Origin of the sequence: Streptomyces sp. NK15101 (genome assembly GCF_020400725.1) — a bacterium.
GTDB lineage: Bacteria > Actinomycetota > Actinomycetes > Streptomycetales > Streptomycetaceae > Streptomyces.
In genome coordinates this window covers 18,039-30,809 of the sequence record NZ_JAINVG010000036.1, presented here as the reverse complement: position 1 = coordinate 30,809, position 12,771 = coordinate 18,039, and the positions used below count along the sequence as shown (strand labels likewise).

11 protein-coding genes are annotated in these 12,771 nt (G+C 70.7%); 9 read left to right on the top strand and 2 right to left on the bottom strand.

From position 1 onward, the window contains the following. Positions 1-126 precede the first annotated feature (126 nt). The 9 genes from kdpF (K7G60_RS20195) (at position 127) to K7G60_RS20155 (ending at position 10,965) form a co-directional block, all read left to right on the top strand. Positions 127-216, top strand: a complete 90-nt coding sequence (kdpF, locus tag K7G60_RS20195) for a K(+)-transporting ATPase subunit F (RefSeq protein ID WP_225802351.1) — start codon at positions 127-129, stop codon at positions 214-216. A gap of 128 nt (positions 217-344) precedes the next feature. Then, complete coding sequence (locus K7G60_RS20190) at positions 345-2,744, top strand: ATP-binding protein (protein WP_374115656.1); 2,400 nt, start codon at positions 345-347, stop codon at positions 2,742-2,744. Positions 2,745-2,868: 124 nt separating this feature from the next. Further along, positions 2,869-3,018, top strand: a complete 150-nt coding sequence (locus K7G60_RS20185) for a hypothetical protein (RefSeq protein WP_225802349.1) — start codon at positions 2,869-2,871, stop codon at positions 3,016-3,018. Further along, on the top strand, positions 3,015-3,104 hold the full coding sequence (gene kdpF / locus K7G60_RS20180; RefSeq protein WP_200427395.1) for a K(+)-transporting ATPase subunit F: 90 nt from the start codon (positions 3,015-3,017) through the stop codon (positions 3,102-3,104). The genes K7G60_RS20185 and kdpF (K7G60_RS20180) overlap by 4 nt, the downstream gene beginning before the upstream one ends. Positions 3,105-3,112: 8 nt before the next feature. Beyond that, positions 3,113-4,777 carry a potassium-transporting ATPase subunit KdpA gene (gene kdpA / locus K7G60_RS20175; protein ID WP_225802348.1) on the top strand — a complete coding sequence of 555 codons (1,665 nt, stop codon included), beginning with the start codon at positions 3,113-3,115 and terminating at the stop codon, positions 4,775-4,777. Next, the gene (kdpB, locus tag K7G60_RS20170) at positions 4,774-6,912 is read left to right on the top strand and encodes a potassium-transporting ATPase subunit KdpB (protein WP_225802347.1); all 2,139 of its coding nucleotides are present in this window, start codon (positions 4,774-4,776) and stop codon (positions 6,910-6,912) included. The genes kdpA and kdpB overlap by 4 nt, the downstream gene beginning before the upstream one ends. A gap of 6 nt (positions 6,913-6,918) precedes the next feature. Then, positions 6,919-7,590 (top strand): potassium-transporting ATPase subunit C, encoded by a 672-nt coding sequence (locus K7G60_RS20165; protein WP_225802346.1) that lies wholly within the window; start codon positions 6,919-6,921, stop codon positions 7,588-7,590. A gap of 104 nt (positions 7,591-7,694) precedes the next feature. Further along, positions 7,695-8,381 carry a response regulator gene (locus K7G60_RS20160; protein ID WP_225802345.1) on the top strand — a complete coding sequence of 229 codons (687 nt, stop codon included), beginning with the start codon at positions 7,695-7,697 and terminating at the stop codon, positions 8,379-8,381. A gap of 40 nt (positions 8,382-8,421) precedes the next feature. Then, positions 8,422-10,965 carry a sensor histidine kinase KdpD gene (locus K7G60_RS20155; protein ID WP_225802344.1) on the top strand — a complete coding sequence of 848 codons (2,544 nt, stop codon included), beginning with the start codon at positions 8,422-8,424 and terminating at the stop codon, positions 10,963-10,965. Positions 10,966-10,987: 22 nt separating this feature from the next. On the opposite strand, the gene K7G60_RS20150 is transcribed toward K7G60_RS20155, so the two are convergent. Together K7G60_RS20150 and K7G60_RS20145 are read right to left on the bottom strand one after the other, a co-directional pair. Beyond that, positions 10,988-11,371: a hypothetical protein gene (locus K7G60_RS20150; RefSeq protein WP_225802343.1), complete on the bottom strand. Its 384-nt coding sequence runs from the start codon at positions 11,369-11,371 to the stop codon at positions 10,988-10,990. 7 nt (positions 11,372-11,378) lie between these two features. Then, positions 11,379-11,927, bottom strand: coding sequence for a hypothetical protein (locus K7G60_RS20145; RefSeq protein WP_225802342.1), 549 nt, complete (start codon positions 11,925-11,927; stop codon positions 11,379-11,381). Positions 11,928-12,771: the final 844 nt, after the last annotated feature.

Genomic DNA, 12,771 nt, shown 5'->3' with positions numbered 1-12,771 from the left:
CAGCGTCCGCGGCCCCGCCGACAGGACGACGTCAAGGTGGAGGAACGGCAGCCCGGCGCGGGCTTCGATGACGGTGGGCGACCACGTTCCGGCGCCCGCCCGTACCCCATGCGGAGTTGATCGTTCGTGAGCATCGAGAACGTGGTCGGCCTCATCGTCGCCCTGACCATCGTCGGCTACCTGGTGGCCGCGCTGATCCACCCGGAGAAGTTCTGACCGGTACCGGCCGTGCGGCGGGGACGGAGTCGCTCGCCGGGCGGCCACGGAAGGACCCTCCGGCCGGCCGGCGGGGCAGGCTCAAGGTGCTCGTCGGCGCGGCGGCCGGCGTCGGCAAGACCTACCGGATGCTCGACGAAGGCCACCGCCGTGCGGCACGGGGCACGGACGTGGTCGTCGGCGCCGCCGACTGCCGCGGCCGCCCGCACACGGAGGCCCTCCTCGACGGCCTGGAACGCCTGGAGTGTCCGCACGGCGCCTTCGACCTCGACACCGCGCTGCGCCGTCGGCCGGGACTGCTCCTCGTCGACGACCTGGCCAGGACCAACCCGGCCGGGCACCGCAACGCCCGTCGCTGGCAGGATGTCGAGGAACTGCTCGAAGCGGGGATCGACGTCCTGACGACCCTCGACGTCCAGCACCTGGAATCCCTCAGCGACGTCGTCGAGACGATCACCGAGGTACCGGCCGGGGACACCGTCCCGGACGGTGTCGTCCGCCGCGCCGACCAGATCGTCCTCGTCGACGTGGACCCCGAGGAGCTGCGCCGCCGGATGGCGCACGGCAACATCCACGCCCCCGAGATGGTGGACGCGGCCCTGGCCAGCTGGTTCCGCCCCGGCAACCTCACCGCCCTGCGGGAGCTCGCCCTGCTCTGGGTCGCCGACCAGGTCGACGACGCCCTGCGGCAGTACCGCGCCGACCACGGCATCGGCGGAATCTGGGAAGCCCGGGAGCGCGTGGTCGTCGGACTGACGGGAGGCCCGGAGGGCGACACCCTCATACGGCGCGCCGCCCGGATCGCCGCCCGGTCGGCACAGGGCGAGCTGTCGGCCGTGCACGTCGTGCGCGGCGACGGCCTCGCGTCCGGCGCCTCGTCCACCGCGCTCGCACGGCAGCGGCACCTGGTCGAGAGCCTCGGCGGCAGCTACCACACGGTCGTCGGCGAGGACGTGCCGACCGCCCTGCTGGACTTCGCCCGGGCCGGGAACGCCACACAGCTGATCCTCGGCACGAGCAGACGTGGCCGGCTGGAACGCTTCCTCACCGGGCGGGGCATAGGCGAGACCACCGTCTCGCGCTCCGGTGACATCGACGTGCACATGGTCACTCACGAGCGGGCGGGCCGAGGACGCCCGCTGCCGCGCCGCCGCACCCTCCCCTTCTCCCGGCGTGTCGCCGGCCCTCTCGCGGGTGTCGTCCTCCCCGTCCTCCTCGCCCTGCTGCTCGACAGGTTCCGGGGCAGCCTCGACCTGACCGGCGAAGCCCTGCTCCTCCTCATGACGGTGGTCGGTGTGGCCTGCGTCGGAGGCGTCGTCTCCGCGTTCGTCGCCGCGGTGACGGCCTCCCTGCTGCTCGACCACCGGTTCATGCCACCCGGCGCGGAGTTCTCCTTCCAGGACCCCGACAGCCTCCTCGTCCTCGTGGCGTTCGTGGGGGTCGCGGTCGCCGTCGCGGCGATCGTGGACCGGTCGCTCCGGCTGGCGCGCCGGGCCGCGAGCGCCACCGCCGAGGCGGAGACGCTCTCGGCGCTCGCCGGCTCGGTCGTCAGGGGCGAGCACACCGTGCCCGACCTGCTCGCCCGTACCAGGGAGACCTTCGCCGCCCACGCCGCCGAACTGGTCGACCGCCCGGTGGACGACCCCTCGGCGAGCCAGGTCGCGCTGGGGGACGGGCGCTTTCTCGTCCTGCGCGGCCGAACGCTGCCGGCCGCGGACCGCCGCGTCCTCACCGCCTTCGCGGCCCACCTCATGGCCGCCGTCGAACGGGCCCGGCTCGCCGAGGCAGCGGCCGAGGCGGAGACCGCGAAGGCCGCCGACCGGATGCGCACGGCCCTCCTCGCCGCCGTCAGTCACGACCTCCGGACCCCGCTGGCCGCCGGCTGGGCGGCCGTGGCCTCCCTGCGCAGTCCCGACGTGGACTTCACCGCGGAGGAGCGGGACGAGCTCCTGGCCACCGCGGACGAGTCCATGGCCCGGCTCAGCAGGCTCGTCGAGAACCTGCTCGACATGAGCCGGCTCCAAGCGGGCGCCCTCGCCCTGGATCTTCGCCCCACGGCCTGGGAGGAGGTCGTCCCGGCGGCCCTGGACGGCCTCCCGGGCACGGCAGGACGCCAGGTGGCTTTCCGCGGGCTGGAGGAGTCCCCGCTCGTCCTCGCCGATCCTCCGCTCCTCGAACGGGTCGTCGCCAACCTCATCGCCAACGCGGCCCGTCACTCGCCCCCGGGACAACCGGTGCTCCTGGCCGCGAGCACGCTGGCGGGCCGTGTCGAGCTGCGCGTGGTCGACCGGGGGCCCGGTCTGTCCCCGGCGGACCGCGAGCGGGTGTTCGAGCCCTTCCAGCGGCTCGGCGACACCGACAACACCACAGGGGTGGGCCTCGGCCTGGCGCTGGCCCGGGGACTCACCGAGGCGATGGGCGGCACGCTCACCCCGGAGGACACACCCGGCGGGGGCCTGACCATGGTCGTCACCCTGCCCTGCGCGTCTTCGCTGAGGCAGGGTGCCCCGGTCCGTGCGGAGCCCTGACCTCGTCCCGGGTGGACCGGAGTGCCGCCCCGCCGAGCCCCGGGCCCGGTCGTGGTCGCGTCGCGTAGGGGATGCGTCAAGAGGGGCGTCACGGGCGTTAGAGCGGCGTCAACGACGTCGGTGAGTGGCCGAAAAGGCTGTTTCCTCATCTCGTCAGAGAATCCGCTCTTCCTTCTTCCGGGAGTTCACGATGGCCGACGTGGCCTTCGTCGTCACCACGATCGCGGTCTTCGCGCTGGTGGCGTTCATCGCCAAGGGGGTGGCGAAGCTGTGAGTGCCGAGAACGTGATCGGTCTGCTCGTCGCCGCCGCCCTGCTGGGATACCTCGTCCTCGCGCTGGTCAAGCCGGAGAGGTTCTGAGTACGGATATGAGCCCTGTCCTGGCTGGAATCCTCCAGCTCCTGGCACTGGTCGTCGCGCTCGGTCTGTCGTACCGGCCGCTGGGCGACCACATGGCGAAGGTGTACTCCTCGGAGAAGCACTACAAGCCCGAGAAGTGGATCTACAAGGCGATCGGCACGAACCCCTCCGTGGAGATGCGCTGGCCCGCCTATCTGCGCGGAGTGCTCGCCTTCTCCGCGGTGAGCGTGCTGTTCCTGTACCTGCTCCAGCGGGTGCAGGGTTCGCTGCCCGGCTCGCTCGGCTTCGTGTCGATCGACCCGGACCAGGCGTTCAACACAGCGGCGTCGTTCGTCGCGAACACCAACTGGCAGTCGTACTACGGCGAGCAGGCCATGGGCCACGTCGTGCAGACCGGCGGCCTCGCGGTGCAGAACTTCGTCTCGGCGGCCGTGGGTGTTGCGGTCGCGGTGGCCCTGGTGCGCGGCTTCGCCCGTTCCCGTACGGGTGAGCTGGGCAACTTCTGGGCCGACCTGGTCCGCGGAGTCGTCCGGATCCTGCTTCCGATCTCGGTGATCGGCGCCCTCGTCCTGGTCGCCTGCGGTGCGATCCAGAACTTCTCCGGGATCCACGAGGTCGGCCAGTTCACCGGCGGCACGCAGCAGTGGAACGGCGGCGCGGTGGCCTCGCAGGAGGTCATCAAGGAGCTGGGCACCAACGGCGGCGGATACTTCAACGCCAACAGCGCCCACCCCTTCGAGAACCCCAACGGGCTGTCCAACCTCTTCGAGATCTACCTGATCCTCGTCATCCCCTTCGCGCTGACCCGGACCTTCGGCCGCATGGTCGGCTCGCTCAAGCAGGGCTACGCGATCCTCGCCACGATGGTCACCATCTGGCTCGTCTTCACGGGCCTGATGCTGTGGACTGAGTTCGCGGGCCGGGGCCCGGCCTTCGAGCTCGCCGGCGGTGCGATGGAAGGCAAGGAGACCCGGTTCGGCATCGCGGCCTCCGCGATCTTCTCGGTCGCCACCACGCTGACCTCCACCGGCGCCGTGAACTCCTTCCACTCCTCCAACACCGGTTTCGGCGGCGGCATCAACCTCCTGGGGATGCAGCTCGGCGAGATCGCGCCCGGCGGCGTCGGCTCCGGCCTCTACGGCATGCTGATCATGGCGATCATCGCCGTGTTCCTCGCGGGCCTGATGGTCGGCCGCACCCCGGAGTACCTGGGCAAGAAGATCGGCACCCGCGAGATCAAGTTCGCGGCCTGCTACATCCTCGTCACCCCGGCCCTCGTCCTCTGCTTCACCGCGGCCTCGTTCGTCCTGGACACCCCGGCGAACTCGATGACGAACTCCGGCGCGCACGGTTTCTCCGAGATCCTCTACGCCTACACCTCCGGCGCCAACAACAACGGCTCCGCCTTCGCCGGCCTGAACGCCGACACCCAGTGGTTCAACTCGACGATCGGGATCGCGATGCTCCTCGGCCGGTTCCTGCCGATGGTGTTCGTCCTGGCCCTGGCCGGGTCGCTGGCCGAGCAGACGCCCGTACCCGAGACCGAGGGCACCCTGAGGACCGAGAAGCCGCTGTTCACCGGCCTCCTGGTCGGCACGATCATGATCGTCACGGGTCTCACCTACTTCCCGGCGCTCGCCCTGGGACCGCTTGCCGAAGGGCTCGCGGCATGACCATCGACGTACAGAAGCACGAGGACCAGATGTCCACCTCCGCCCCTTCGACGAAGGCGCCGCACGGCGACCTGCCCGGCGGGCACCCGCCGGCCGGCCGGGTCGGCGGCGGGCTCTTCGACCCGAAACAGCTGGTGAAGTCCTTCCCGGACGCCATCCGGAAGCTCGACCCGCGCGTCATGGTCAAGTCGCCGGTCATGTTCGTGGTCCTGGTCGGCTCGGTGGTCACCACCGCCCTCGCGCTGAAGAACCCGGGGGACTGGTTCGGCTGGGCGATCACCGCCTGGCTGTGGCTGACCACGATCTTCGCCAACCTCGCCGAGGCCGTGGCCGAGGGCCGCGGCAAGGCGCAGGCCGACACCCTCCGCAAGGCGAAGACGGACACCGTCGCCCGTCGCCTCGTCGGCAAGGACGAGGAGCGTGTTCCCGGCACCGAGCTGCGCATCGGTGACCTGGTGGTGTGCGAGGCCGGCGACATCATCCCCGGCGACGGTGACGTCGTCGAGGGCGTCGCGTCGGTCGACGAGTCCGCGATCACGGGCGAATCGGCTCCGGTGATCCGCGAGTCGGGTGGTGACCGTTCGGCCGTCACCGGCGGTACGAAGGTCCTCTCCGACCGGATCGTCATCAAGATCACGACCAAGCCGGGGGAGACGTTCATCGACCGGATGATCAACCTGGTCGAGGGCGCCGCACGGCAGAAGACGCCGAACGAGATCGCCCTCAACATCCTGCTGGCCTCCCTGACCATCGTCTTTCTGCTCGCCGTGGTCACGCTCAAGCCCTTCGCGATCTACGCCGGGGCCGACGAGCAGACCTCGCTGATCGTCCTCACCGCCCTCCTCGTCTGCCTCATCCCGACCACCATCGGCGCGCTGCTCTCCGCGATCGGGATCGCCGGCATGGACCGCCTGGTCCAGCGCAACGTCCTCGCGATGTCCGGCCGGGCCGTCGAGGCCGCCGGCGACGTCTCCACCCTGCTGCTCGACAAGACCGGCACGATCACCCTCGGCAACCGCCAGGCCGCCGAGTTCGTCCCGGTCAGGGGAACCACCCAGGCGGAGGTGGCCGACGCCGCCCAGCTTTCCTCGCTCGCCGACGAGACGCCCGAGGGCCGCTCGATCGTCGTCCTCGCCAAGGAGAAGTACGGCCTGCGTGAACGGCACCAGGGCGAGCTCGCCCAGGCCACCTGGATCGAGTTCACCGCGCAGACCCGCATGTCGGGCGTGGACGTCGACGGCCGGCAGGTCCGCAAGGGCGCGACCGGCTCGGTCGTCGCCTGGGTGAAGGAGCAGGGCGGCACCGTCGCCGACGACGCGCAGGCGCTGACCGACACCATCTCCCAGGCCGGCGGCACCCCCCTGCTCGTCGCCGTCAAGGACGACCAGGGCGCGCGCGTCCTCGGCGTCATCCACCTCAAGGACGTCGTCAAGGACGGCATGCGGGAGCGGTTCGACGAGCTGCGCCGCATGGGCATCAAGACGATCATGATCACGGGTGACAACCCGCTGACCGCCAGGGCCATCGCCGAGGAGGCGGGCGTCGACGACTTCCTCGCCGAGGCCACCCCCGAGGACAAGATGGCCCTCATCAAGCGCGAGCAGGCCGGCGGCAAGCTCGTGGCCATGACAGGCGACGGCACCAACGACGCCCCGGCGCTCGCGCAGGCGGACGTCGGCGTGGCGATGAACACGGGCACGTCGGCCGCGAAGGAGGCCGGCAACATGGTCGACCTCGACTCGAACCCGACCAAGCTCATCGAGATCGTCGAGATCGGCAAGCAACTCCTCATCACCCGGGGCGCCCTGACCACCTTCTCGATCGCCAACGACGTCGCGAAGTACTTCGCGATCATCCCCGCGATGTTCGCGGTCGCCTACCCGTCGCTGGACAGGCTCAACATCATGGGCCTGGCCTCGCCCGAGTCCGCGATCCTCTCCGCCGTCATCTTCAACGCGCTGATCATCGTCGCCCTCGTGCCGCTGGCCCTGAAGGGCGTGCGCTACCGGCCTTCCAGCGCGGACGCGATGCTCCGCCGCAACCTCGGCCTCTACGGACTGGGCGGCCTGGTCGCCCCGTTCATCGGCATCAAGCTCATCGACCTGCTCCTCTCCCTCATCCCCGGAATCGGCTGACCCACGATGAACAACTCAGCAGCGAACACCGGCCGGGTCCTCTGGGCGGGCCTGCGCGCCCTCCTCGTCCTCACCCTCGTCTGCGGCGTGCTCTACCCGCTCGCCGTCACCGGGATCGCCCAACTCGCCTTCCCCGGCAAGGCCAACGGCTCCGAGGTCAAGGACGCGAACGGGAAGACCGTCGGCTCCGAACTCATCGGACAGCGCTACGACCTGCCGCTCAAGGACGGCGAGGAGTCCCCTGCACCCGACCTGCGGTGGTTCCAGCCCCGCCCGTCCAACGGTCTCGGCACCAACTCCGTCAACACCCAGTACTCGATCATCCTCTCCGGCGCCACCAACCGCTCCGGCGACAACGCCGACCTGATCCAGTGGGTGAAGGACGCCAAGGCCGCCGTCGTCAAGGACAACTCGGTGAACGGCTATACGGTGAAGCCGTCCGACGTGCCCGCCGACGCCGTCACCTCCTCCGGTTCCGGCCTCGACCCGCACATCTCCCCGGAGTACGCGAAGCTCCAGGTCCACCGTGTCGCCGAGCGCAACAAGCTCGACGTGGCCACCGTCGAGAAGCTGGTCGCCGACCACACCGACGACCGCATCCTCGGCTTCGTCGGCGAACCCCGCGTCAACGTCCTCAAGCTCAACATCGCCCTGAAGGACCTGGTGGCCAAGGGCTGATGGGCTTAACCCAACAAGAGCGGAGGGAGCCGGCGCGGCCACGGACGATCCACGGCCCGCCGGCTTCCGCCGCACAGCGAACCAGGACAGGAGGGGCGGCACCGATGACCCGGGTGCTGGTCGTCGAGGACGACGCGCAGCTCGCACGCGCACTGGTGATCAACCTGCAGGCACGGAAGTACTCCGTGGACGCCGCGCCCGACGGTGCCACGGCTCTGCGCCTGGTGGCCTCGGAGCGGCCGGACATGATCCTGCTCGACCTCGGACTCCCCGACATGGACGGGGTCGACGTCATCAAGGCGCTCCGGGGATGGAGCCGGGTGCCGGTGCTCGTGCTCTCCGCCCGCAGCGGCTCCGAGGACAAGGTCCGGGCACTCGACGCCGGTGCCGACGACTACATGACGAAACCGTTCAGCATGGACGAGCTGCTCGCCCGTGTACGAGCGGCGACCCGGCGCGTCGAAGAGGCGGCTACCCGGCCGCTCACCACGACCCTGGTCACGGCCGGGTCGTTCACCGTCGACCTCGTGGCCAAGAAGGTCCGGCGGGGCGGCACGGACGTCCGGCTGACGCCGACCGAGTGGCACCTCCTGGAGATCCTCGTCTGCAATCCGGGCGTCCTCATCAGCCAGAGGCGCCTCCTCACGGAGGTGTGGGGACCCAGCTGCGGTACGAAGACCAACTACCTCCGCGTGTACATGGCCCAGCTCCGGCGCAAGCTGGAAACGGACCCGGCGCACCCCCGCCACCTCGTCACGGAGTCCGGCATGGGCTACCGCTTCGAACCCTGACCCCCCTCCCGCCCCCACGAGAACGGCAGCGCAGATCACCATGGGACGTGGAAAGTTCCGCATCTACCTCGGCGCGGCGCCCGGCGTCGGCAAGACGTACGCGATGCTCTCCGAGGCCCACCGTCGGGTCGAGCGCGGCACCGACTGCGTCGTCGCCTTCGTCGAGCACCACCACCGGCCGCGTACGGAGGTGATGCTGCACGGCCTGGAGACGGTGCCGCGCAAGGAGATCGCGTACCGCGACACCGTCTTCACCGAGATGGACGTCGACGCCGTCCTCGCCCGCCGGCCGGCCGTCGCGCTCGTCGACGAGCTCGCCCACACCAACGTCCCCGGTTCCCGCAACTCCAAGCGCTGGCAGGACGTCGAGGAGCTCCTCGCCGCCGGCATCGACGTCATATCCACGGTCAACATCCAGCACCTGGAGTCGCTCGGGGACGTCGTCGAGTCCATCACGGGCGTACGGCAGCGGGAGACCGTCCCGGACGAGGTCGTCCGACGGGCCGACCAGATCGAGCTCGTCGACATGTCCCCGCAGGCCCTGCGGCGGCGGATGGCCCACGGCAACGTCTACAAGCCGGACAAGGTCGACGCGGCCCTGTCCAACTACTTCCGCCCGGGCAACCTCACCGCCCTGCGCGAGCTCGCCCTGCTGTGGACCGCCGACCGGGTCGACGAGTACCTCCAGGAGTACCGCACCGAGCACCGGGTCTCGAAGATCTGGGGCTCCCGTGAGCGGATCGTCGTCGGCCTCACCGGCGGCCCCGAGGGCCGCACCCTCATCCGGCGTGCCGTCCGCCTCGCCGAGAAGGGCGCGGGCGGCGAGGTCCTCGCCGTCTACATCTCCCGCAGCGACGGGCTCACCGCCGCCTCGCCCAAGGAGCTGGCGCTCCAGCGCACGCTCGTCGAGGACCTCGGCGGCACCTTCCACCATGTCGTCGGCGACGATGTGCCCACCGGGCTTCTCGAATTCGCGCGCGGTGTCAACGCGACCCAGATCGTCCTCGGCGTCAGCCGGCGCCGGACCTGGCAGTACGCCTTCGGGCCCGGCGTCAGCGCCACCGTCGCCCGCGACTCCGGCCCCGACCTCGACGTCCACATCGTCACCCACGACGAGGCCGCGAAGGGCCGCGGCCTGCCGGCCCCCGGCCGGACGCGCCTTGGCCGGTCCCGCACCCTGTGGGGCTGGGCCGTCGGTCTCGCCGGCCCGGTCCTGCTCACCCTGCTCCTGAGCAGCGCCCTGCCCGACGTGGGCCTCGCCAACGACGTCCTGCTCTTCCTGACCCTGACCGTCGCCGCCGCGCTGCTCGGCGGGCTCCGCCCTGCACTGGCGTCCGCGGCCGCCGGATCGCTCCTGCTCAACTGGTACTTCACCCCGCCGCTCCACCAGCTCACGATCGCCGACCCGCGCAACATCACCGCTCTGGTGATCTTCGTCGGAGTCGCGATCTCGGTCGCCTCGGTGGTGGACGTCGCCGCCCGCCGTACGCATCAAGCCGCCCGGTTGCGCGCGGAGGCGGAGACGCTCTCCTTCCTCGCGGGCAGCGTGCTGCGCGGGGAGACCGGTCTGGACGCCCTGCTCGAACGGCTCCGCGAGACCTTCGCCATGGAGTCGGTGGCACTCCTGGAACGCGGTGACGACACCGAACCGTGGTCCTGCGTCGCCGCCGTCGGCCCCCGCCCGATCGCCCGCCCCGAGGACGCCGACGTGGACATGCCTGTCGGTGACCACCTGGCGCTCGCCCTGACCGGCCGTGTCCTTCCGGCCGAGGATCGGCGTGTCCTCGGTGCCTTCGCCGCCCAGGCCGCCGTCGTCCTGGACCGGCAGCGCCTCGTGGACCAGGCTGAGGAGGCCCGCAAGCTCGCCGAGGGCAACAAGATCCGCACCTCGCTCCTCGCCGCCGTCAGCCACGATCTGCGTACTCCGCTCGCCGGCATCAAGGCATCGGTCTCCTCCCTGCGCGCGGACGACGTGGAGTGGTCGGACGAGGACCGGGCGGAACTGCTCGCGAACATCGAGGACGGCGCCGACCGGCTGGATCACCTCGTCGGCAACCTCCTCGACGTGTCCCGCCTGGAGACCGGCACCGTCACGGCCGTGATCAGGGAGACCGATCTCGACGAGGTCGTCCCGATGGCGCTCCTCGGCGTCCCCGAGGACAGCGTCGACCTGGACATCCCCGAGACGCTCCCGATGGTCGCCGTCGACCGCGGCCTGCTGGAACGCGCCGTCGCCAACATCGTCGAGAACGCCGTCAAGTACAGCCCGCCGGGAGAACCGGCCCTGGTCTCGGCGAGCGCCCTCGCCGACCGGGTCGAACTCCGCGTCGTCGACCGCGGCCCGGGCGTACCCGACGACGCCAAGGACCGCATCTTCGGCGCCTTCCAACGCTACGGGGACGCTCCGCGCGGTGCGGGCGTCGGCCTCGGCCTGGCCGTGGCCCGTGGCTTCGTGGAGGCGATGGGCGGCACGGTGACGGCGGAGGACACCCCTGGGGGCGGAATGACCATGGTGCTCAGCCTGCCCACGGCGGACGGCCTCTCCCCGTCGCGCCCAGGTGTCTCCCCGGAGAAGACGACATGAGGCAGGTGGCAGGCCCGAAGCGTCAGTCGGAGGCCGGGCGCGCGCCCGGCACCTCAAGGGGGAGCTCGCAGGGGTATTCCCGCCCTTCCCGCAGAAACGTGAGGCGGACCGTGAGGACACGCGCGGAAGGGGCGACGGCCGGCTGCCCGGTGATCGTCCCGTCCGTCTGGCCGCCGTCCTCGCTCAGGCCGTACGCCCCGCCCCAGTCGGTGTACTCGTTACCGACGTCATCACGGGCCTCCAGCGCGAGCAGGACGAGCGACTCGCCTTCGTTCCCCTCGGGGAGGGGTGGCCTGACCGTGTAGCGGACGGTGAACGAGTCCTCGTCCAGCGACAGGCTGTCGACGACGAGCTCGTGGCGGCCGTCGAGGATGAGGGCGGTGGGGCGGGAGTGCCGGCTGTTCATGGGATGCTCACGCGCTTCCGGGCTGGGGAACCTGGCAGGTGATGTGACGGTCGGCGGCCGAGTGGGGCTTGGAGCCCTTCAGGAACCAGTAGAAGGTCAGCTTGTTGTTGGTGGCGATCGTGCCGGAACCGCCGCCGACGCACTGGTACGTGTTCATGCTGCCGTGGAAGTCGTACGTGCTGATCGCGGTGTGCGGACCGTACGGAGGGGTGATGGCCTTGCCGTTGACGTACGCGTACGGCATCGCCACCGTGACCGGGGAACCGAGGTTCGCGCGGGCCGTGGCGAGGGTGCCGCCCGACGCGCGCTGGAAGGTGACGGTGGACACGGCGTGCGTCCAGGTGCCGGTGCACAGCTTGTTCGCCGGCGTCCGGACGTGAACCTCCTCCGCCCGCTCCCGGGCCGGCTCCTCGACGGTCGCCGCGTCCTTCGGCTCGCTCTGTGCGAGGAAACCGCCGCCGTTGTCGGCCGGCTCGTCCGCTGCGGAGGCGGGCGTGGCGGCCATGGTCCGCAGGATGGCGCCCGAGGCGGCCAACACCGAAAGGAACTTCTTCACGGACCTTCCCCTTGTCCGATGTGCGTCACCACCGCTGCGGGTCAGACTGCGGTTCACGTGACGTCGTGGGAGCAGTCTTGCCGGATGATCAATGCGGCAGCAACGGGCAGAGCGCATGAATCACGTCAAGAGGCGATGTATGGGTGAAGTCGGGCCTCACACGGACCGAGCAGATGCTCGGAGTGGAGGCGGCGGGTGTCAGTCCTCCTCCGTAGCCGGGAACGCGTATCGGATTGAGCAGAGCGAAGCCCTCGACAGCGGAGGTGAGTGCGTGCACGCCACCCGGCTGAGCGGGGCGCCTGTACGGAGGTGAGCAGCCACGAGCGACCTTCGGGGGCACCTGCGGTGACCGCGTCCAGCACTTCTGCGGCGAGCCCACTGCCGGGCGCGCCGGGCCGGACGGCAAGTTCGTCCACCTCGAAGGCGCCGCACAACCAGTCGTGCGTCCGCCGCGCGCCGAGGCCCGCGGCGGCCTGCGGACAGCAGCGGTCCGTGGGGAAGGGCGGGAGGGTGGTCCACCCGCAGGCGAAGCCGAACACGTCTCCGCCTGCCACAGCCACCGCGGCGGTGAAACCCGGACGCCGGGCGTCGCGGGGGAGCCGCTTGGCGAACTCGGCGGCCTTCTCCTCGTCCTCGTTCCAGGGCGGTGTGCAGAAGGCGTCGGCGTAGAACGAGCGCAGCGCGCCGATGTGGGCGAGGACGTCTCCACCGTTCACGGCAGGCTGTACTTCGCTCTCCCGAAGGGGAAGAAGATCCGCACGGTGGCTGTCCCCTCGGTGGCCGAGGAACTGAAGCGTCACAGAACCCTGGCAGTGGAAGGCCCGTTGTAACCCTGGCCTGCCGG

Coding starts and splice junctions, on each gene's coding strand:
- K7G60_RS20150 (WP_225802343.1), bottom strand. CDS start 11,371: ATGAACAGCCGGCACTCCCGCCCCACCGCCCTCATCCTCGACGGCCGC.
- kdpB (WP_225802347.1), top strand. CDS start 4,774: ATGACCATCGACGTACAGAAGCACGAGGACCAGATGTCCACCTCCGCC.
- K7G60_RS20165 (WP_225802346.1), top strand. CDS start 6,919: ATGAACAACTCAGCAGCGAACACCGGCCGGGTCCTCTGGGCGGGCCTG.
- kdpA (WP_225802348.1), top strand. CDS start 3,113: ATGAGCCCTGTCCTGGCTGGAATCCTCCAGCTCCTGGCACTGGTCGTC.
- K7G60_RS20160 (WP_225802345.1), top strand. CDS start 7,695: ATGACCCGGGTGCTGGTCGTCGAGGACGACGCGCAGCTCGCACGCGCA.
- K7G60_RS20190 (WP_374115656.1), top strand. CDS start 345: ATGCTCGACGAAGGCCACCGCCGTGCGGCACGGGGCACGGACGTGGTC.
- K7G60_RS20155 (WP_225802344.1), top strand. CDS start 8,422: ATGGGACGTGGAAAGTTCCGCATCTACCTCGGCGCGGCGCCCGGCGTC.